Source organism: Niveibacterium sp. COAC-50, from assembly GCF_013184235.1.
GTDB classification, from domain to species: domain Bacteria; phylum Pseudomonadota; class Gammaproteobacteria; order Burkholderiales; family Rhodocyclaceae; genus Niveibacterium; species Niveibacterium microcysteis.
Map to the genome: position 1 here is coordinate 341279 of NZ_JABCJM010000002.1, position 20101 is coordinate 361379.

The 20101-nt window shown below is 66.7% G+C and carries 21 protein-coding genes; 12 read left to right on the forward strand and 9 right to left on the reverse strand.

Annotated features, from left to right (window positions below; genetic code table 11):
• Nucleotides 1–47 precede the first annotated feature (47 nt).
• The 5 genes from thiD (at nt 48) to HH302_RS09050 (ending at nt 4770) form a co-directional block, all read left to right on the forward strand.
• Complete coding sequence (gene thiD / locus HH302_RS09030) at nt 48–884, forward strand: bifunctional hydroxymethylpyrimidine kinase/phosphomethylpyrimidine kinase (protein WP_172201472.1); 837 nt, start codon at nt 48–50, stop codon at nt 882–884.
• A gap of 103 nt (nt 885–987) precedes the next feature.
• Complete coding sequence (locus HH302_RS09035) at nt 988–1497, forward strand: hypothetical protein (RefSeq protein ID WP_172201474.1); 510 nt, start codon at nt 988–990, stop codon at nt 1495–1497.
• Nucleotides 1498–1590: 93 nt separating this feature from the next.
• Complete coding sequence (locus HH302_RS09040) at nt 1591–2850, forward strand: efflux RND transporter periplasmic adaptor subunit (RefSeq protein WP_172201476.1); 1260 nt, start codon at nt 1591–1593, stop codon at nt 2848–2850.
• 7 nt (nt 2851–2857) lie between these two features.
• Nucleotides 2858–4081 (forward strand): ABC transporter permease, encoded by a 1224-nt coding sequence (locus HH302_RS09045; RefSeq protein ID WP_172201478.1) that lies wholly within the window; start codon nt 2858–2860, stop codon nt 4079–4081.
• A 2-nt stretch (nt 4082–4083) separates the two neighbouring features.
• The gene (locus HH302_RS09050; protein WP_172201480.1) at nt 4084–4770 is read left to right on the forward strand and encodes an ABC transporter ATP-binding protein; all 687 of its coding nucleotides are present in this window, start codon (nt 4084–4086) and stop codon (nt 4768–4770) included.
• Between the two features lie 14 nt (nt 4771–4784).
• On the opposite strand, the gene HH302_RS09055 is transcribed toward HH302_RS09050, so the two are convergent.
• On the reverse strand, nt 4785–5168 hold the full coding sequence (locus tag HH302_RS09055) for a hypothetical protein (RefSeq protein ID WP_172201482.1): 384 nt from the start codon (nt 5166–5168) through the stop codon (nt 4785–4787).
• Nucleotides 5169–5602: 434 nt separating this feature from the next.
• On the opposite strand from HH302_RS09055, the gene HH302_RS09060 reads away from it, so the two are divergent.
• Entirely contained in the window at nt 5603–8914 is a 3312-nt protein-coding gene (locus HH302_RS09060) for a DEAD/DEAH box helicase (RefSeq protein WP_172201484.1), read from the forward strand.
• A 129-nt stretch (nt 8915–9043) separates the two neighbouring features.
• Nucleotides 9044–9643: a hypothetical protein gene (locus HH302_RS09065; RefSeq protein WP_172201486.1), complete on the forward strand. Its 600-nt coding sequence runs from the start codon at nt 9044–9046 to the stop codon at nt 9641–9643.
• Between the two features lie 9 nt (nt 9644–9652).
• Here HH302_RS09065 and HH302_RS09070 read toward each other — a convergent pair whose 3' ends face one another.
• From HH302_RS09070 to HH302_RS09080, 3 genes are all read right to left on the reverse strand, one after another.
• Nucleotides 9653–11107 carry an ATP-binding protein gene (locus HH302_RS09070; RefSeq protein ID WP_172201488.1) on the reverse strand — a complete coding sequence of 485 codons (1455 nt, stop codon included), beginning with the start codon at nt 11105–11107 and terminating at the stop codon, nt 9653–9655.
• Complete coding sequence (ompR, locus tag HH302_RS09075) at nt 11104–11832, reverse strand: two-component system response regulator OmpR (RefSeq protein ID WP_172201498.1); 729 nt, start codon at nt 11830–11832, stop codon at nt 11104–11106. The genes HH302_RS09070 and ompR overlap by 4 nt, the downstream gene beginning before the upstream one ends.
• A 69-nt stretch (nt 11833–11901) precedes the next feature.
• Entirely contained in the window at nt 11902–12291 is a 390-nt protein-coding gene (locus tag HH302_RS09080; protein WP_172201500.1) for an RNA-binding S4 domain-containing protein, read from the reverse strand.
• A 154-nt stretch (nt 12292–12445) separates the two neighbouring features.
• On the opposite strand from HH302_RS09080, the gene HH302_RS09085 reads away from it, so the two are divergent.
• Both HH302_RS09085 and HH302_RS09090 read left to right on the forward strand, forming a co-directional pair.
• Entirely contained in the window at nt 12446–12910 is a 465-nt protein-coding gene (locus tag HH302_RS09085; protein ID WP_172201502.1) for a copper chaperone PCu(A)C, read from the forward strand.
• Nucleotides 12907–13437: an N-acetyltransferase gene (locus tag HH302_RS09090; protein WP_172201504.1), complete on the forward strand. Its 531-nt coding sequence runs from the start codon at nt 12907–12909 to the stop codon at nt 13435–13437. The genes HH302_RS09085 and HH302_RS09090 overlap by 4 nt, the downstream gene beginning before the upstream one ends.
• A gap of 4 nt (nt 13438–13441) precedes the next feature.
• On the opposite strand, the gene HH302_RS09095 is transcribed toward HH302_RS09090, so the two are convergent.
• Nucleotides 13442–13792, reverse strand: coding sequence for a RidA family protein (locus tag HH302_RS09095; RefSeq protein WP_172201506.1), 351 nt, complete (start codon nt 13790–13792; stop codon nt 13442–13444).
• A gap of 24 nt (nt 13793–13816) precedes the next feature.
• Nucleotides 13817–14701: a PhzF family phenazine biosynthesis protein gene (locus HH302_RS09100; protein WP_172201508.1), complete on the reverse strand. Its 885-nt coding sequence runs from the start codon at nt 14699–14701 to the stop codon at nt 13817–13819.
• 181 nt (nt 14702–14882) lie between these two features.
• On the opposite strand from HH302_RS09100, the gene HH302_RS09105 reads away from it, so the two are divergent.
• The 3 genes from HH302_RS09105 (at nt 14883) to HH302_RS09115 (ending at nt 17313) form a co-directional block, all read left to right on the forward strand.
• Nucleotides 14883–15488, forward strand: coding sequence for an OmpW family protein (locus HH302_RS09105; protein WP_172201510.1), 606 nt, complete (start codon nt 14883–14885; stop codon nt 15486–15488).
• A 134-nt stretch (nt 15489–15622) separates the two neighbouring features.
• Nucleotides 15623–16501, forward strand: a complete 879-nt coding sequence (locus tag HH302_RS09110) for an AEC family transporter (protein WP_172201512.1) — start codon at nt 15623–15625, stop codon at nt 16499–16501.
• 77 nt (nt 16502–16578) lie between these two features.
• A complete protein-coding gene (locus HH302_RS09115) occupies nt 16579–17313 on the forward strand; it encodes a hypothetical protein (RefSeq protein ID WP_172201514.1) in 735 nt (244 codons plus the stop codon).
• Here HH302_RS09115 and HH302_RS09120 read toward each other — a convergent pair whose 3' ends face one another.
• From HH302_RS09120 to xerC, 3 genes are all read right to left on the reverse strand, one after another.
• Nucleotides 17314–18396, reverse strand: coding sequence for an alkane 1-monooxygenase (locus tag HH302_RS09120; protein WP_216661849.1), 1083 nt, complete (start codon nt 18394–18396; stop codon nt 17314–17316).
• A gap of 133 nt (nt 18397–18529) precedes the next feature.
• Entirely contained in the window at nt 18530–19105 is a 576-nt protein-coding gene (locus tag HH302_RS09125; RefSeq protein ID WP_172201516.1) for a hypothetical protein, read from the reverse strand.
• Nucleotides 19106–19176: 71 nt separating this feature from the next.
• Nucleotides 19177–20100, reverse strand: coding sequence for a tyrosine recombinase XerC (gene xerC, locus HH302_RS09130; protein WP_305847221.1), 924 nt, complete (start codon nt 20098–20100; stop codon nt 19177–19179).
• Nucleotide 20101 lies beyond the last annotated feature (1 nt).

Sequence of the window (20101 nt, forward strand, 5' to 3'; positions counted from 1 at the left end):
GACCGAGCCGCAGCCAGGGCGGCTCGCAACACGCCAGGAGCCTCGTCTTGTCTTCCCGTATCCCCAACGCGCTGACCATCGCCGGCATCGACCCCTCCGGCGGCGCCGGCATCTATGCCGACCTGAAGGCCTTTTCCGCGCTCGGCGCCTACGGCTGCGGTGTCGTGGCCGCACTGACGGCGCAGAACACCCAGGCAGTCACCGGGGTGCACACGCCGCCCACCGATTTCCTCCGCCTGCAGATCGACACCCTGTTCGCCGACGTACGCATCGACTCGGTCAAACTCGGCATGCTCGGCACCGCAGACATCGTCGCGACGGTAGCCGACCGGCTGGCGCATCACGCAGCGAAGTTCGTGGTCTGCGACCCGGTGATGGTTGCCAAGAGCGGCGATCATCTACTGGCGAAGTCCGCAGTGGCCATGCTCAAGGAAGCCCTGCTGCCGCAGAGCTTCATGATCACCCCCAACCTGCCCGAAGCCGGCGTGCTGCTGGATCAGCGCGCGCCCGAATCGGTCAAGGAGATGTACCGCGCCGCCGAACGCCTGCGTGAGCTGCTGCCGCTTTCCAGCGAGCGCTGGGTGCTGCTCAAGGGTGGCCACCTGCCTGGCGGCGAGTTGATGGATCTGCTGTTCGACGGCGACCGCATGGTCGAGATGCCGGGCCAGCGCATCGAAACCAAGAACACCCACGGCACCGGATGCACCTTGTCTTCGGCAATTGCCGCGCTGCTGCCGCAAGCGGCCGACCAGCTCCGGCCAGTGGAAGCGGCGGTCCGCCACGCCCGCGAATGGCTGCTGCGCGCGATCGCCGCGTCGGGCGAACTGGAGGTCGGCAAAGGCCACGGGCCGGTGCATCACTTCCACGCCCTCTGGCGGCGCTGATTGGGGTCAGCTGCAAGCGGGCGCATGGCGGCTTGCGGCGCCGGAAAATCGGTTGCAATCTGCAGGCGCCGCGATCGCGCGGTCTGACCGGAGGAAGACAGCCATGAAACGCCCTGCGTCCGCCCTTGCCCTTGCTGTATCCCTCGCCGCCAGCCCGATGAGTTACGCGGCGCCGCCTGACGCCAGCGCCGCCTTCACCCAACTCAAGGCGCTTGAAGGCCGCTGGGTCGGTCATGTCCAGAAGGCCGACGGGCCGCCGGCGGAAGTCACATACCGCAACATCTCGGGCGGTACCGCAGTAATGGAAGTGCTGTTCCCCGGCACGCCACACGAGATGACGTCGATCTACCACCTCGATGGCGATCAACTCGTCATGACGCACTACTGCGCGATGGGCAACCAGCCACGCATGAAGCTCGTAGCAGTCGATGGCAATCGCCTGCGCTTTGACTTCACCGGCGGCAGCAACATGGATCCACAGCAATCGACCCACATTCACGGCGGAGAGATCCGGCTGCAAGGCCCTGACACGATAGAGGCCGAGTGGGACGTGTTCGCAAAAGGCAAACCGGCCGGCACCAACCGCTTCTTCCTCATGCGCCCGAAGACCTGAGCGCATTGCAGCGCTGCAACCGCAAAGCGGCAGCGGGAACTGCCGCGCATAATCGCGGTCAGGGCAAACGCCGCCCGAACAGACAAGAACAAGATGCCCACACTGAACCAACTTCGCACGCGTCTGCGCCCCTGGCGCCTGCCCGTCGCCTTCGTCCTGGCGCTGGTCCTGTTGATCGGCTGGATGCTCAGCCGCGGCAAGGAAGTCGAGTTGCGCAGCGCGACACGGCAAGCCATCGCCCAGACGCTGATCGCGACCGGCCGGGTCGAAACGCCTGCCCAGGTGCAGTTGGGCCTGCCTGTGGCCGGCATTGTCGAAACCCTGGCGGCGAAGGAGGGCAGCATCGTCAAGCAAGGCGAGCTGCTGATCGCACTGCGCGCTGACGAAGCCCGTGCCAGCCTCGCCGCCGCCGAAGCGGCGGTGGTCGAAGCGCGTGCGCGGCTTCGGCAGGTGGAACAGGTGGCCGGCCCGGTAAGCAGCCAGCAGCAACGGCAAGCGGAAGAAAACCTGCGTGTCGCCCAGCGTGAATATGAACGGGTTGAAGCGATGATTGCGCAGGGCTTCGTATCGCCGAGCCGGCGTGACGACGCCCGCCGCATCCTGCAGAACGCCGAGGCCGCACTGGCCGCCGCGCGCAGCCAGGCCGCGGCGAACCTGCCCGCCGGTAGCGAGATGGCCGCCGCTGCAAGCCGGCTGGTGCAGGCCGAAGCCAACCTGCGCGCCGCCCGCGCCCGCATGGCCAACCATGAGCTGCGCGCACCGGCCGATGGCACCGTGCTGTCGCGCGAGGTGAACGTGGGCGACATCACGCAGGCCGGCCGGGTGCTGATGCGCTTTGCCGCCGGCGGCACCCTGCGCATCGTCACGCAGATGGACGAAAAGCACCTCGCGCGCCTCAAGCCCGGCGTGGCCGGCAAGGCCGTGGCCGATGCCTACCCGGGCCAGCCTTTCGACGTGGTGATCGACTACGTCGCCCCCGGCGTCGATGCACAGCGCGGCACGGTCGAAGTGAAGTTCTCCGTGCCGCAGCCGCCGGCCTTCCTGCGCCCGGACATGACCGTCTCGGTCGAGATCGTGGTGGCACGCAAGGACAGCGCCGTGGTGCTGCCGCTCGACGCAATCCATGCAGCCGAAAGCGAATCGCCCTGGGTGCTGCGGGTGCGCGATGGCCGCGCCGAACGGGTCGCCGTCACGCTGGGCGTGCGCGGCATGGGTGCCGCCGAGATTGCGAAGGGCATCGACGCCGGCGAGCTCGTCGTCACCGCATCGGAGCCGACCCAGCCCGGCGAGCGCGTGCGCGGCAAGGCACCGCGCAAGGCTGGCCTGCAGGGCGCGCCCGGCATGACGCGCTGAACCGCCGATGCGCATCCGCCTGCCGTTTGAACTGCTCGTCGCGCTGCGCTTCCTGCGCGAGGGGCGTACCCAATCACTGCTGATCCTCGGTGGGGTGACCGCAGGCGTCGCGGTGACGATCTTCCTCACCCACCTGATCGGCGAGTTGCAAAGCTCGATCATCGAACGCGTGCTCGGTAGCCAGCCACATGTGGTGATCCGCCCGCCCGACGAGGTCAATCGCCGCGCGCTGCCTGACGCCCCCGGTACGCTCGCCACCGACCAGCCTCGCGCACAGCGCCTGCGGCCGGTGGATCAGTGGGAATCCGTCGCCAAGCTCGCCGCCGCGACGCCGGATGTCGTGGCCGTGTCGCCGCTCGTCACCGGCCCCGCCTTCGCGCTACGCGGCGAGGCGAGCAAGTCGGTCGCGCTGATGGGGGTCGAGCCGGACGCTTACCGCCGCATCGTGTTGATGGACAAGTACCTCACCGCCGGCCGCTTTGCGCCGTCCGGCACCAACACCGTGATCGGCATCGAACTGGCAAAGGATCTGGGCGTATCGCTCGGCGACCGTATCCGGGTGCAGACCGCCGGTGGCCGCGAAGAAGTGCTGACGATCACCGGGCTGTTCGACATCGGCAACCGCGACCTGAACCGCCGCTGGGTCTTCGTGTCGCTGCGCCTGGGGCAATCGCTGCTCGACCTGGCGGGCGGCGTCTCGCAGGTCGACCTTCGGGTGACGGATATCTTCGAGGCCGAGGCAATCGCCCGCCCGCTTGCCGACGCCACCGGTCTCAAGGTCGAAAGCTGGATGACGACCAACGCGCAGCTGCTCGCCGGCCTGAAGAACCAGAGCACCTCGCTCAACCTGATCCGCAGCTTCGTCACGCTAATCGTCGCACTCGGTATCGCCAGCGTGCTGGTCGTGTCGGTGGTGCAGAAGCAGCGCGAGATCGGCATCCTGCGCGCGATGGGCGCCGGCCGCCGGCAACTGCTGGCGGTGTTCCTGATCCAGGGTGCGCTGGTCGGCAGCGTGGGTTCTGCGCTCGGCGCCTCGCTCGGCTGGGGGCTGCTGCAGATCTTCGCCTCGGTGTTCCGCAACGGCGATGGCACGCCGATCTTCTCGCCCGAACTGCCGGCCAATATCGTCATCGGCGCCTGCCTCATCGCCACCGTGGTCGGCACGCTCGCCGCAATGATCCCGGCGCGGCGCGCCGCCTCGCTCGACCCGGTCGACGCGATCCGGAGCTGACGATGGCGCAGCCCGTGATCCGCCTCGCCGGCATCCGCAAGTCCTACAACATCGGCACCGAAGTCGAGACCGAGATCCTGCACGGCATCGACCTCGACATTGCAGCGGGCGAGTTCGTCGCGCTGATCGGCCCCTCCGGTTCCGGCAAGAGCACGCTGCTCAACATCGTCGGCCTGCTCGAACGCGCCACCGCCGGCCGCATCGAAATTGACGGCATCGACTCGGCGACGCAGGACGATGCGGGCCTCACCCGCCTGCGCAACCGCAGCATCGGTTTCGTGTTCCAGTTCCATCACCTGCTGCCCGCCTTCAGCGCGCTGGAGAACGCGATGATGCCCGGCATCATCGCCGAGGGCCGCGCCACCGACGCCCACGAAGCCGCCGCGCGCGAACTGCTGCGCCGCGTCGGCCTCGAAGCGCATTCGCACAAGAAGCCGAACCAGCTCTCCGGCGGGCAACAGCAACGGGTGGCAATTGCGCGCGCGCTGCTGCTGGGGCCGCGCCTGATCCTCGCCGACGAGCCGACCGGCAACCTCGACACCCACACCGCCGACGAGATCTTCGCGCTGATGCGCGAGGTGAATCGCGAGCGCGGATCGGCCTGCCTGATCGTCACCCACGACCCGCGCCTCGCGGAACGTTGTGACCGCGCAGTGACCATGATCGACGGCCGTCTGCGCGCAGACTGAGCAGCACCGAACGATCAGCGTGAAGAGAAGCGCAGCAACGTCACTTGGACATCGACCTTGAATCCAATCTGGCCCATTCTCGTCGGCATGTCATTCGCCGCGCTTTTGCCGTTAGCGATCGCAACTGCGCTGCGACGACTTAGCAGTTCGCCCGGAACGACGCGTCGGGGGATCTTCCGGTGGGCCGCGAACCCGTTCGCGATAGGATCGGTTGCATTTGGTGGCGCGATGGCTGCGGCACTTCTGTCCGCTTCTTCGTGGGAGATACCCTCGGCCTGCAGGGAGTTTCGAGGCGACGCCCGCCTGATACAGATTAATAAGAACTTCGGCGGTGGCACGCTTGAGCTGAAGACCAGTACAGGAATATCGCGCCAGAGCTTGAATTGCACCGCAGTCACGGATTTCTGCAAATGGCTCCGAGGCAAGAGCGAAACCGGACGTTCTGTTGAATATGTGCCAGTACATATCTGCCTTCGGCACAACAGTGAGAGCGAAGCCGCACAGCTCTCTTGGTCCAGGCCGCCAAGCATTGCGCTAAGTGCGGAGGAAGTGGCAAGACGTGGGCGCCTGCTACGGGCGTCTGACCGGACAACGTTTCTTGTGATTGCGTTCATCGCAATTTCGCTTGCGACCTCGACCCTCGCATGGTTCATCGTCGACGAAGCGCGCAAAAGTCGAGCGAAATAAGGCCGCGAAAGATCAGGGCAGCGCCCTGTTTGTCGGCCTTGAATGTACGCGCTATATCGAGGCACGGATTCGCTCGCTATCAGCCACGCCTTCGTGAGCGACGCGCTAACCGGTATGCTGTTGCACCCCATTTTTTGCCGCGACAATGCCGCTTGCCGATCTGCTCAGCCGCGTTAACGACGACGTGCTGCAGGAACTCTTCACCAGCGCCGCGATTGCGAAGGGCCGCCAGTACATCGGGCGGGTGCGCGAGCTGACCGTCTCTGGCGACGCGCTGAGCGCGCTGGTTACCGGCAGCGCGCCGCGCCCGTACCGCACGACGGCGCGCATCAGCCAGCGCGAACTGCTCGGCGAGATCTCGCTGGAGTTGCACAGCCGCTGCTCCTGCCCGGTCGGCACGCGCTGCAAGCACGTCGTAGCCCTGCTGCTGGCCGCGCAGCGCCCCGGCGCATTGGTGGAGAAGCCGCGAAGCGAAGTGCTCGAATGGGCGCAGCAACTGCGCACCCGGATCGGCAAGCAACGCCTTGGCACCAAGCCCAAGGCGGCAGCCAACCGCCAGATGCTGCATTACACGCTGACGCCCGGACTGCACGGCACCGGCGCGAGCCTGCGCATCGACAAGGTCCGGCGACTCGCCGACGGCGAGATCGCGCAGCGCGAGCCTTGGTACAACATCGATCAGGCGCTCCTCAAGCCACCCGCTTTCGTCGACGACGAGGACCTCGCGGTGTTGCGGCAGATTCGCGCGATTGAACGCAGCAACGCACGCACGAGCGACTGGGGCGAAGTGCCGATCAGCGGACGCTATGGCAGCGCCTTGCTCGACGCCCTGCTCGACACCGGCCGCGCCTTCCTCGGGCAGGCACACGACGCCGTGCCACAAGCGGAGATCCCGTTGCAAAAGGGGCGCAGCCGCAGTGGCCGCATGAGCTGGCAGCCCACTCGCGAGGGCGGCCTGCGCGCACACCTCGACACCACGCCGCCAGCGCTGGCGGTGCTGCACACGCAACCCTTCCGCTACATCGACGCCGAGGGCCGCTGCGGTGTGCTCGACGTGCCCGACGCTGAAGTCGTGGCTGAGGCACTGTCGCTACCGCCGCTCAACAGCGCCGAGTTGAGCCTGGTCGCCAGCGTGCTGGCCGAAGTGGCGCCGAAATTGCCGCCACCCACGCCCGCATCGCTGCCCCGGCTCGAAGCCCCGGCGCGCCCGGTCCTGCGGCTGCAAAGCCTGCATGTGTGGCAGTTGCAGGCGCATCGTGACTACCGCGACACGCTGCACGCCACCTACGACTTTGCACAAGCCGCATTCCGGTATGGCGATGCGGAATTGCCCGCTGGCAGCAGCGAAACGCTGACGACGCTGCCCGACGGCCGTGCCGCCCGCATCGTGCGCGACAGCGCCGCCGAAACCGACGCGCTGGCCGCATTGCGCCGCGCCGGGTTCGCGCCAGTGCCAACGCGCGTGCTGAACACCTTCGAACGCCTGCCCGAAGGCATCCTGGGCCTCGCCAGCGAGACCGCATGGCGCGAATTCTTCACGGCGGAAGCCCCAGCCCTGCGTGCCGCCGGCTGGCAGATCGAATGCGCACCAGACTTCCGCCACCATGTGCTGACAGTCGATGACTGGCATGCCGAGCTGGAAGAGGATGCCAACGGCTGGCTCGCGCTCTCGCTCGGTATCGAGGTCGCCGGCCAGCGGCTCGATCTCGCCCCGCTGCTGCATGCGCTGTTCCAGCGCGACGCCCGCTGGCTGGACCGCGCCGCCATCGAAGCGATCGCCGACGACGAAGCGATCGAGCTGATCGGCCCGGACGGCGCGCGCATTCAGCTGCCCGCGGCGCGCGTCAAGCCACTGGCCTCGACCCTGGTGGATCTGTTCGACACGCCGGGCGCGACGCTGAAACTGAGCGCCCTGGATGCGCCGCGCCTCAAGCAGGCCTTCACCAACGGCGACTGGACGCTGGATGGCGTAGACCGCCTTGCGCCCTGGATTGCGCGCCTCGCCGATGCCGCGAACGTGGCACCGGTGGAACCCCCCGAGGGATTCGCCGGCACGCTGCGCGCCTATCAGCGGGAAGGCCTCGCCTGGATGCAGCACCTGCGCGCACATGAGCTGGGCGGCATCCTGGCGGACGACATGGGGCTCGGCAAGACCGCGCAGACCCTCGCTCACCTGCTGACCGAAAAGTGCGCCGGCCGCATGGACCGCCCCTCGCTGGTGGTGCTGCCGACCTCGCTGGTGTTCAACTGGCAGCAGGAAGCCGCACGCTTCGCGCCGGACCTACGCGTGCTCAAGCTGCACGGCGCCGATCGCCGTGAACACTTCGAATCGATCGACACCCACGACGTGGTGCTGACCACTTACCCGCTGCTCGCACGCGACCGCGAGGCGCTCACCGCGCGCAGTTGGCACTTCCTGATCCTCGACGAAGCGCAGACGGTGAAGAACGTTCGCAGCCTCGCCGCCCAGGTGGTACGCGAAGTCGATGCACGGCATCGCCTCTGCCTCACCGGCACGCCGCTGGAAAACCACCTCGGCGAGCTGTGGTCGCAATTCGACTTCCTGATGCCCGGTTTCCTCGGCGACGCCAAAGCCTTCACGCAGGCCTGGCGCACGCCGATCGAGAAGCACGGCAACCTGCTGCGGCGCGAGCTGCTGGCGCGGCGCCTGGCGCCCTTTATCCTGCGGCGCCGCAAGCAAGAAGTGGCCGCCGAGCTGCCACCCAAGACCATCATCGTGCGCCGCGTCGAACTCGAAGGCCGCCAGCGCGACCTCTACGAGACCGTGCGCGCGACGATGGACAAACGCATCCGCGACGAAGTGGCCGCGCGCGGCTTTGCCCGCAGCCAGATCGTGATCCTCGATGCGCTGCTCAAGCTACGCCAGGTCTGCTGCGACCCGCGCCTGCTGCAGACCCCCGCCGCCGCGAAGGTGAAGGAACACGCCAAGCTCGACCTGCTGATGGACCTGCTGCCCGGCCTCGTCGAAGAAGGTCGCCGGGTGCTGCTGTTCTCGCAATTCACGACGATGCTGGACCTGATCGCCGACGCGCTAGGCGAGGCCAGGATCGCGCATTTGAGGCTGGACGGCAGCACGCGCGACCGCCAAGCGGTGGTGGAAGCGTTCCAGAACGGCGATGCGCCGGTCTTCCTGATCAGCCTGAAAGCCGGTGGCGTTGGCCTCAACCTCACCGCCGCCGACACGGTGATCCACTTCGACCCTTGGTGGAACCCCGCCGCCGAAGACCAGGCCACCGACCGCGCCCACCGCATCGGCCAGACGAAGAATGTGTTCGTCTACAAACTCGTGGTGGCGGGCAGCATCGAAGAGAAGATCCTCGCGCTGCAGGAACAGAAGGCCGCACTCGCCGCAGGCATCCTCTCCGAAGACCACGCGGGCGACGCGAAATTCGACGAAGCCGGGCTACAGGCGCTGTTCGCACCGCTGCCGGACTGATGCCCTGATCGCGGCCAGCGAGCCGCCTTGGCCCTGCGTCAACGACACCGCCGGACCCGCTTGCGATCGTGCGCTGCGGGCCTAGGCTGCAATCAGGCATCTCGCCGTATTTCTCGTGGAGCTTGGATCATGGCCTATGAGACTTTCGTGGCGTTCAAGTCGGACTTCCTCGCCGCACACAAAACCACTTACCAGTTCGACGCAAAAGCGGATTTCGCGCAAGCCGCAACCGCCTTCAGGTACTACCTGCACGGGCTTGAGCAGGGTGCCCGCAGCGGGCTCAACATCGGCCTGATCGAACACCTGCAGGACCTGCTTGCGAAGAACAAATCCGTCTTCGATGGTGGCGGCATCTTTGTCGATACCAGCAACCAGGACCGCTGGCGCCTGTTCTACAACGACGCCTTCATCCTCGGCGGCATCCACTCGCACGGCCCGTTCACGCTGGTACACACCGATCGGCTCGAAAGCGCCTGGGTCGCCGCCGGCAACGATAAGCGCATGGGCTTCGCCGGCGCGAAACAGCTCGACTTCCACGCGGGCGACAAACCCTTCCTGCGCGTGACCCAGCGCGAAGTGCTCGCACTCAACATCTTCGGCTACGCCGGCTCGCCGGGCGAAGACGGCAGCATGGTCTTCAAGTGCACCAACCCGCAGCTGGCCGACAGCGCGACCTTCGTGCGTTACAAGAACGAGGTAGGTGGCGTGGAAAGTGCGCTCGCCGCCTGAGTACCCGCGTTAGCCCTGCAACGGAAGCATCACCCGCGCCAGCAGCCCGCCTTCCGGGCGATTCTCGAGTTCGAGCCGCCCGCCCATTTCGCCGATCAGGCGGTCGACGATCGCGAGGCCGAGCCCGCTGTGGCCACTGCCGCCGCGAGCGGCGTCAAGGCGGGCGAACGGGCGGCGGGCTTCGTCGAGGCGATCGGGCGGGATGCCGGGGCCGTGATCGGCGATCTCGATCAGCGCGTGCGTGCCGTCGCGGCGCAGCGCCAGTTGCACGGGCGGTGCGCCGTAGGCGAACGCGTTACCGAGCAAGTTGGCGACGATGCGTCGCAACGCGGCGGAACGCACCTGCGCGCGCAGGCCGGGCTCGAGGGTGAGCTGCAGGCCCTGATCGCACCAAGGCGCGGCCATCTCTTCGAGCAGCAAGGCGAGCTCGCGGGTTTCGAGCGGCTCGCCACCGGCGCCACCGGCGAAGAGGCGGAAGTGATCGATGATTTCGCCGAGCTGATCGAGTTCGCGCAGCATCGCGGCCTTACGTTTGTCGTCGATGCCCTGCGGACCAGCGGCAAGTTCGATCTGCAGTTGCAGGCGGGTGAGCGGGGTGCGCAGGTCGTGCGCAATGCCGGCCAGCATCGTGGTGCGGTCGCTCTCAAGCCGGCCGAGGCGCGCGAGCATGTCGTTGAAGCGACCCGCGAGCACGCGGATCTCGCTCGCGCCGGTCAACGACAAGGGCTGCGGCGCGCTGGCCGAGCCAACCGCCCCCAGCGCATCGCCCAGGCGACGCAGCGGGCGATTCACCTGCACGACGAGGAACAGCGCGGCCGCAAACGCAATCACGAAGCCGAGTACCGGCACAACGATCGCTGAATCGAAACGGCGGATAGGCGGCGGAAACGGCAGTGCGGAAGCAGGCACCCACAGCCACTTCGGCGCGTCGCCGGCAAGGCGGATCCAGATGCCGGGCCCCTCGCCGCGCATGCCGCCGGGGCGAATCTCGGCACTATGCCCGAGCGCCTGGGTCAGCGCGGTTTCGAACTGTTCAACACGCAGGCCATGGCCGCGCAGATGCGGTGGCACGCCGGGGCCGGCGTCGTTGGGCGGCGGTCCGCCAGGGCCGCCCAGATCACCGTCAGGCGGGAGGCGACGGCCTCCACCGGAAGGCGGCGGCCGACCTTCGTCCGCACCGGGCGGCTGCGCGTGCATCCAGCCGCGGCCCCGGCCGAACATCGGCGGTTCATCGCCCTCGGCGATCCGGACATCGTCGCGCACTGTGCCGCCCGCCTGGGCGAGCTGCGCCTCGGCGGCCTTCACCCGTGCGGCAATTGTTTGCGCCGCCTGGGCGGCACGCAGGTCGGCAACATGGGTCTGCAGCAGCCAGGCCATCAGGCCGTAGCTGCCACCCAGAACGAGGAACAGGATCAGCGCGAGGCGCAGGTTGAGCGACTGCGACCAGCGGCGCAGTCGGCTCATGGGGCGGCGGCGTCGGGCGGATCCGGCACGAACACATAGCCCACGCCCCACACCGTCTGGATGTGGCGCGGGCGTGCCGGATCGGGTTCGACCAAGCGGCGCACGCGCGAGATCTGCACATCCATGCTGCGCTCGTAGGTTTCGGACTCCGGTCCGCGCGCGATTTCGATCAGGCGTTCGCGCGTCAGCGGCTGATGCGGATGGCGCGCCAGCGCCGCAAGCAGGGCAAATTCACCGGTCGTCATCTCGATCCGCTCGCCGCGTCGCCACAGGCTGCGGCTGGAGAGATCGAGCCGGCAATCGCCGAAGCTAACAGCCTCTTCTTCCGGCAGCGGGGCGCCAGCGCGCGGCGCGGTGCGGCGCTTGAGCACCGCGCGGATACGGGCGGACAGCTCGCGCGGCAGGAAGGGCTTGCCAAGGTAGTCGTCGGCGCCCATCTCGATGCCAACGACGCGGTCGATCGGATCATTGCGCGCGGTCAGCATGATGATCGGCACATCGTCACCGGTGGCGCGAATGCGGCGGCAGACCGACAGGCCATCCTCACCCGGCATCATCAGATCGAGCACCAGCAGATCGGGGCGTTCGCGCGGCAGGCGGCGCACCGGATCGGCAGCATCGGCAAACACGCGCGTGTCGAAGCCCTCGCGGTCGAGGTACTCGGCGAGCAGCGCGCGCAGTTCGGGGTCGTCATCGATCACCCAGATCAGCGTTTTTCGTTCCATGCCTGCCACTCTAGCGCGCGCACGCGACGCTGCGCATTCACGATTCTTACAGAGTGCAACCGGCCCGGCTCACGAGCGCCAACGCTCGTAGTCGCGCCGCTCGCGCTTGGTCGGTCGGCCATGGCGTTCGGCGGCCGGCTCCACCTTCAGGCGCCGGGCATCGGCCAACTGCTCGCGTGCGGCGATGCTCTCCGCCGTTTCCTCGTAGAGCAGCTGGGCCACCGGGGCTGGGCCGCGCTTGTCCGCAATGCCGAGCACGATCACCTCGCGGCTGACCGGGCCATTGCTGAAGGCCACGCGGTCACCCGGGCGCACTTCCTTCGCCGGTTTCACGCCCAGGCCATTGATCCGCACCTTGCCACCCTCGACGGCCTCGGTCGCGAGACTGCGGGTCTTGAAGAAGCGGGCGGCCCAGAGCCATTTGTCGATGCGCGTTCGCGCGCCAGGATCCTGATCCATGCGCAGATGTCCTTGCCAATGAAGCAGTGAGAATAGCGCGCGCTCACGCCATGTGCGCGGCAGCAGCGCCGGGCGCACCCGCGGCACAACTGGAAACTCGCCCTACAATCGCGGCTTGCGTTTGATCGGCTCACCCATTTCAAAGGAGTTCCGCATGCGTCACCACGTCATCGCTTCACTGCTCGCCTCTCTGCTCGCATTCGGCACGGGAAGCGCTCTCGCTTCCGACGTCAAGGTCGAAGGCGCCTGGGTACGCGGCACGACGCCGTCGCAGAAGGCCACGGGCGCCTTCATGCGACTGAGCAGCGCACAGGGTGCAGCGCTCGTCGGCGCCTCGTCGCCAATCGCCGGCAAAGCCGAGGTGCACGAGATGAAGATGGTGGCCGACAACATGAAGATGAACCCGGTGCAGAAGCTCGCGCTGCCGGCCGGCAAGACTGTCGAACTCAAGCCCGGCGGCTATCACGTGATGCTGCTCGATTTGAAGGAGCCGGTGAAGGATGGCGACATCGTGAAGCTGACGCTGGAAGTCGAACAAGGCGGCAAGCGTGAGCAGATTACGGTGGATGCCGCCGTGCGGCCGCTTGGCGACATGAGCACGCACGAGCACATGCATTGATCGCAGAGGATCTCCGCTTCCGCATTGCCGGCGCGGCCGATGCGCCGGCCGTCGCACAACTGCACGCAGCGAGCTGGCGCAGCGCCTATCGCGGGGTGCTGCGCGATGACTACCTGGACGGCGCGCTCGCCAGCGAACGGGCCGCGTTGTGGCATCGCCGCCTAGTGGATGGCGTGGACGCCCCGCTGGAGGTAGTGCTGATGGAGGACAGCCGCGGCCTGCTCGGGTTCGGCTGCCTGTGTCCGGATGCCGACCCGGCATGGGGGCCGCTGATCGATAACCTGCATGTACAGCCCGCGCTCAGGGGCGAAGGGCTGGGCCGGCGCCTGATGATGGCGCTGTGCGACCGGATGGCCGCAAGCGCCACCACCACCGGGTTTCACTTGTGGGTGCTGGAGGCCAATCTCGCGGCGCGCGCGTTCTACCGCCGGCTCGGCGGTTGCGAGCAGACGCCCGAATACCATGAGATGCCAGATGGCAAGCGTTACCCCTGCCTGCGGGTGAGTTGGGCCCGCAGGCCGATCTGAGCGCTCAAACCGCCGCGGCGCTGACCACCACTTCGACTCGCCAGCCGGCACGCGCCAGCCCTGCCACCTTGACGCAGGCGCGCGACGGCGCACACCCCGGCACCAGCCAGGCATCCCACACCGCGTTGAAACCGTCGTAGTCGGCCATGTCGGTCAGGTAGACCGTCGCGGTGAGCAGCCGTGCCTTGCTGCTGCCGGCACGCTCAAGCGTCGCCTCAAGCGCGCTCAGCAAGCCCCGCGTCTGCTCGGCGATGTCGCCGTGTTCGTCCGCGGGCACTTCAACGGCGTGCACAACGCCGCCGTATGCCACGGCGTCGGCATAGCGCGGCGTTACGCCGATACGCTGGATATCCATGTCGGTCATTCGTTTCGTTTGAGTTCAGTATGTGAAGAGCTGGCCTTCGCCCATGAAGACGGCTTGCCCCGCGACACGCACCGCAGCCACGCGTCGCTGGCGGATCTCGGTGGTCACAACGATTCGGCTCGGCCGCCCCAGATCCTCACCCTGCGAGATCTCCCACGAGAGGTCCGCTTCGCTGCGCGAGTCATGGGTGCCCAGAAGCCCGCCAAGCGCGGCTGCGGCCGAACCGGTCGCCGGGTCTTCGACGATGCCAAGGCCGGTCGCGAACATGCGCGCATGCAGCAAGGTGGGGCGATCGAGATCCTCGGTGTAGGCGTAGATGCCGTGCGCAAGACCCGCCAGGCCCGTTTGCATCTCGGCATTGTTCGGCACGATGCGCGCGAGCGCCGCGCGGTTGCGCAGCGGCACGCACAAGAACGGCACACCGCACGACGCCACGCTGCTGCGCGGCAGGATGTCGTCCTCGCCGAGGCCGAGCATCGCGGCGATGCGCTGCGGCGCCGGTGCAAAGCTCGGCGCCTGGGCCGCGGCGAATTCAGCCCGTACCGGCTGTCCGCCCTGCACGGTCACTCGCACCGGCACAGGCCCGACGCCCTCTTCCAGCACCAGCAGATGCTCACCATCCGCCATCGGCTGCGGTGCGAAGCGTGCCAGCAACAGGGCGGTGCCAACCGTCGGGTGACCGGCGAAGGGCAGCTCGCTCGCAGGCGTGAAGATACGCACCCGCGCGGTATGGGCCGGATCATCGGGCGGCAGCACGAAGACGGTTTCAGAGAGATTCAGCTCGCCCGCAATCGCCTGCATCTGCCCTGGATCGACTGCAGCACCGTCGGCGAACACGGCCAGCGGATTGCCCGAAAACGGGCGGTCGGTGAAAACGTCGGCAAGCCAGTAGCGGTGCATCGCGGTGCGCTCGAGAAAAAGGTGTTTACAGATCAACCGGTTGCGAAAAAACGACAGTCATTGCAAGCGGCCTGGGCTTGGAATTTGAACACTTGATGCGGCTCAAACGCCAGCGCCCCCCAAAAACCACACTGCACGTGCAGTTTTTCTGCACAGCAACAATCAATCAATTGGGGGAGTTATGTCCAGCATCATCCGGACTGCGATCGCGGGGGCGATCGCGACCAGTATGTTTGCCGCGGGGGCGGCATTCGCTGCCGACGGTAACTGGCTCGTACGTGGCCGAGCCGTTAGCATGATCAATGACAACAGCAACACCGACAACTTGCTGCCGGCAGAAGTGACGGCCAGCGACAAGTGGTTGCCCGACCTCGACATCAGCTACTTCTTCACGCCGAACTTCGCGCTGGAAGTGGTGTTGAGCGTGCCGCAAACGCACGACATCGAGCTCGGCGGCACCAAGATCGGCACCGTCAAGCAACTGCCGCCGCACTTCATGCTGCAGTACCACCACCCGATGGGGGCGTTCAAACCCTACGTCGGTCTGGGCGTGAACATGACGCGCTTCTGGGATGTGGATCTGCCAGCCGGCATCGATATCGAGCGCACCAGCTGGGGCGCTTCGCTCCAGGCAGGCCTCGATTACGAGATCAGCCCGCAGTGGTATCTGAATGCCGATATCAAGAAGACCTGGATCGGCACCGATGTGAAGGCCGGTGGCGTCGTCGTCGATACGCTGAACATCGATCCGTGGTTGATCGGTATCGGCGTTGGCTACCGTTTCTGACCGACACGGCACTGCATGATCAAGGGGCGCTTCGGCGCCCTTTTTGCTGAGCGACGGCGGCTGGCACGTAACACTACGGATGGCCGGCCGGCGCCGGCTGGCTAGAATCCGCTTTCCAACCGGCGGATAGCCTCATGTTCCTGCGCATCGTCTCGATCCTGTTCCCGCTCTTTGCCATTGTCGCCCTCGGCTGGCTGGTTGCACGCCGCGCGAAGCCCGATCTCACGGTCGCGAACAAGCTGAACATGGATGTCTTCGTGCCGGCGCTGGTGTTTGCGGCGCTGGTATCGAAGGAGTTCCACCTCGGCGACTTCCTGCCGCTGGCCGGCATTTCGGTCCTCATGGTCATCGCGTTCGGAGTCGTCGGCTGGATTGGCGCGCACCTGAGCGGCGTAGCGGTGAAGACACTGGTGCCGCCGACGATGTTCAACAACTGCGGCAACCTCGGCCTGCCGCTCGCGGTGCTGGCCTTCGGCGAACAGGCACTGGCGCCGGCCGTGGTGATGTTCATGGTGTCGAACTTCCTGCACTTCTCATACGGCGCCTGGCTGCTCGATCACAAGACCCGGCTCGCGACGATCTGGAAAGTGCCCTCGGTGCTCGCCACGCTCGCGGGCATCGCGGTCGGCAGCGCCGGCATTGCGGTATGGCCGCCGCTGATGCTCGCGATCAAGATGGTTGGCGACATCTCGATCCCATTGATGCTGTTCTCGCTTGGCGTGCGCCTCACCGACGCCAACTTCCACGCCTGGCGCATCGGCGTTGGCGGCGCGCTGCTGCGGCCGGTCGGCGGCCTGCTGGTCGCAGCCGTGGTGGTGTCGGTCGTCGAGCTGCCGCCCTTGCAGCGCGCGCTGGTGATCGTGTTCGGCGCGCTGCCACCCGCGGTGCTCAACTTCATGTTCGCCGAGCGTTACCGACAGGAGCCTGAAAAAGTTGCCTCGATCGTGATGATCGGCAACCTGTTCGCGCTGCTCTTCCTGCCGATTGCACTCGCACTGACGCTGCAGCACTGACAAACGCTTACGTTTCCGACACTTTGTCGATCCACGGCGCCGCGAGAATCGCGGCAGATCGACTACCAGGACCTGCCATGAAACGCATCGCCCTCGCTCTGCTGCTCGGCCCGCTGGTCGCCCTCGCAGAGGAAGCGCCCCTGCCCGCCACCGACGCACCCGCCGAGAAACTGGTCGTAAAAGGCGTACGCGATCCGGCGATCATGCCGTACGCCGACGCCTACAAATTCTTCAGCCAGATCGACCGCGTCGAGCACGACAAGGTACGCATGCGCATGCAGGTGAAATCGGCCGACAAGTCGGTCAAGGCCTCGGACATCAGCATCCGCCTTGTGGGTGACAACACCGACATCGCAGTACCGCTCGGCGAGGAGGGTGACATCGAGGTACCGCGCTCCGAAGCGGCCCTCGCCGACAAGGCCGAGTTCGTCACCAACCAGAAGAAGGACAGCCTGCAGGTGCATCTGACCCTGACGCCCAACCTCCCGGTTGCCGGGCGCGTGAGCTACGCGGACGCGCTGACGTCCGCCGACCAGGCCCGCCGCCTCGTGAAGGAAATCGTCCCCTGGTACTTCCGACTGCTGATCTCGGACCCGAACGCGATACGCGCCTGCTTCGAGCGCGACGGCGGAGAAGCTGCGCTGCTCACCGGCAACGGCAGTGAAGCCCTCGCGATCAAAGGCAAGCGTCAATGCGCCGTGGTGCCGCTGGACCCCAAACAGAGTGATCGCTGGCAAGCATTGGCACTCAGCCCGCCCTACAAGCTCGAATTCACCCACATCGGCTGGTTCTCCGACGGGCTTCCGGACTGATCAAGCAAGCCCCTGCTGCGCGCGCCAGGCCGCCACGCGCGGATCCATCACGCGGCGCCACAGCGGCGGCACCAAGGCCAGCAGCACGAGCGCGGCGTACCCCGCAGGCAACTGCGGCGCGGCCGCCATGTGGCGCAGGATCTGGTAACGCCGTGCGGCGTGGGCGTGGTGATCCGAGTGGCGTTGCAACTGGAACAGCAGCAGGTTCGTCAGCAGGAAGGGGCTGTTCCAGGAATGATGCTCGGTGACCGGCCCGTAGCGGCCGTTGGGCAGTGGAGCGCGGATCAGACCGTAGTGTTCGAGGTAGTTCACGATCTCCAACAAGGCGATCGCGCCGAAGCCTATACCCAGGTAGGCGACCAAGCCGGGCGCCCCCAACCACAGCGCGAAACCAACCGCCCAGGCGAGCGACAGCCCCCACCACAGCAAAAGCTCGTTGCGCCACCACGGCAAATTGCGGCGCGACAGGCGGGCCCGTTCGAGTTCCCAGGCCCGCACCGGATTGGTCGTGAACGCGCGCCACAGGAAGCGATACACGTTCTCGCCCAGGCGCGCGGTAGAGGTATCACGCGGCGTGGCGACATCCACATGATGGCCGCGGATATGCTCGATCTTGAATCCACCGTAGCCGACACTCGCAAGCAGCCAGCCGCCGGCGGCACGCTCTGCGCTGCGAGTCTTGTGGATCAGTTCGTGCCCGACGTTGATCGCCACCGCACCGCCCACGGTTGCAAGCGAGGCGAGCAAGCCGACACGACCGGCCAGCCCCAACGTTGCCTGGCTCACCGCCCATACGCCCCACACCAGCAGAGCGCTCCAGGCCGGCACTGCCAGCAGCGTCAGGGCCGGATACCAGGGATCGGCCAGCAGCGCGCGCTCTTCGTCCGGGCCGGGGTTCGCTGTATCGCGACCCAAGCAGGTGTCGAGCAGGGGCACCAGACCGAACACCACGACCACCGTCAGCCAAGCCCCCCAGTCCGGCACCGCGTAATGCGCGCCGAGCATCAAACCGGCGGGCGGCAAGACCAGCGGAATCAGAAACAGTGCGTAGGCATAGCGCTTGAAACGAATCACCCTTTGCACGCAGCGCCCTCCTGTAAGCCGGCATGTAGCTTACGGTCGGCCCACGGCTTCGCGTCTTGTCGAATCACGTCACGCGAGCAGCCATGAAAAAGCCCCGCTCGCGGCGGGGCTTTCGGGCAACCGGGGCCGACGCTTACTTCGCGCCGATCTCCAGCGCCACGGCTTCGACGTAGGTCACTTCGACCTGGTCGCCAACCTTGACGTTCTTCAACTTCGCCGGATCATCCACCTTCAGGGTGCGCGACTGCTTCGGACCACGCAGCGTTACGGTGCCCGCCTTGTGATCGACCTTCGTCACATCGGCCACGATGATCATGCGGCGGCCCGCTGCGCCGGCCGGCTTTTCACCGGGTGCGGCAGCAACCGCATCGGTGGCTTCACGGCGCTCACGCACGCCCTTGCCGCCCTTCTTCAACTCGAAAGCGATCGCTTCGGCATAGGTCACCGTCAGCACATCGCCAACCTTGATCTGGTCGAAGTTCTTCACCTCGTCGCCAGCGACAACTTCAAACACATTGCCCTTTTCACCCTTGAAGGTAACGGTGCGGGTAGCGGCATCCACCGCTTCGACCTTTGCCTTGGCGCTAACGCGACCAGCGGCACCAACCTTACCCGGGGCCTGGCCCACGGCAACGGCGGCATCCGCAGCCATACCGGCAACTGGGACACACGCAAGCAGGGCAACAAGCAGGGCGGAATGAAGTTTCATGTTTTGCTCCGGCGCAAATGAAGGAACTGCCGATCATACGCGCGCAGACAGTGCGAGCGTTATGACATGACTCACTCTTTCGGCTTTCGCCGCGCACGCGGATGCGCCGCGTCGTAAGCCTTGGCGAGGTGCTGGAAGTCGAGATGGGTATAGATCTGCGTGGTGGCAATGCTCTCGTGCCCCAACAACTCCTGCACCGCACGCAGGTCACCGGACGACTGCAGCAGATGACTCGCAAAGCTGTGCCGCAGCATATGCGGATGAACATGCACGCCAAGGCCGCTGCGCTGCGCCCAGAGCGACAGGCGCTGCTGGACCATGCGCGGGCTGATGCGGCCACCGCGGCTGTTGACGAACAGCGCCACCTCGTCGGCGCGTGCATGCTGGCTGCGTGCAGCCAGCCAGGCCGCCAGCGCCTCACGTGCCTTGGCGCCGACCGGCACGGTGCGCGTCTTGTTCCGCTTGCCGGTCACCATCACTTCGGCCTCGCGCAGGTCGAGTGCCGGCCCGATGTCCAGCCCGGCGAGTTCCGACAAGCGCAGGCCTGACGAGTAGAAAAGTTCGAACATCGCCCGATCGCGCAGCGCAAACGGATCGTTTTCCGCCGCTTGCGGCGCATCCAGCAGCGTCGCAGCCTGATCGGGCGAGAGTGCCTGCGGCAGCGCCTTCGGTGACTTGGGCGGCCGAATGCCGACGACGGGATTGGCGCCCAGCGCACCCGACTTTGCCCACCAGGCGAAGAAACCGCGCCAGCACGACAGATGCCGCGCGATCGAACGCCCGCTCAGCCCCTGGCCATGCAAGCGGGCCACATAGCGCCGGATATCGTGTGGCGAGACCTGTTCGAGCGCCCGCCCGGCGCTCAGCTCGAGCAAGCGCTGCAGATCGCGCCGGTAGTTGCTGATCGTCAGCGCCGCGAGCCGCCGCTCATGCGCGAGCATCGCCAGCCACGCCTCCATCGGCGCCGTGAGCTCCGCTGGTGCTGACAGATCCATC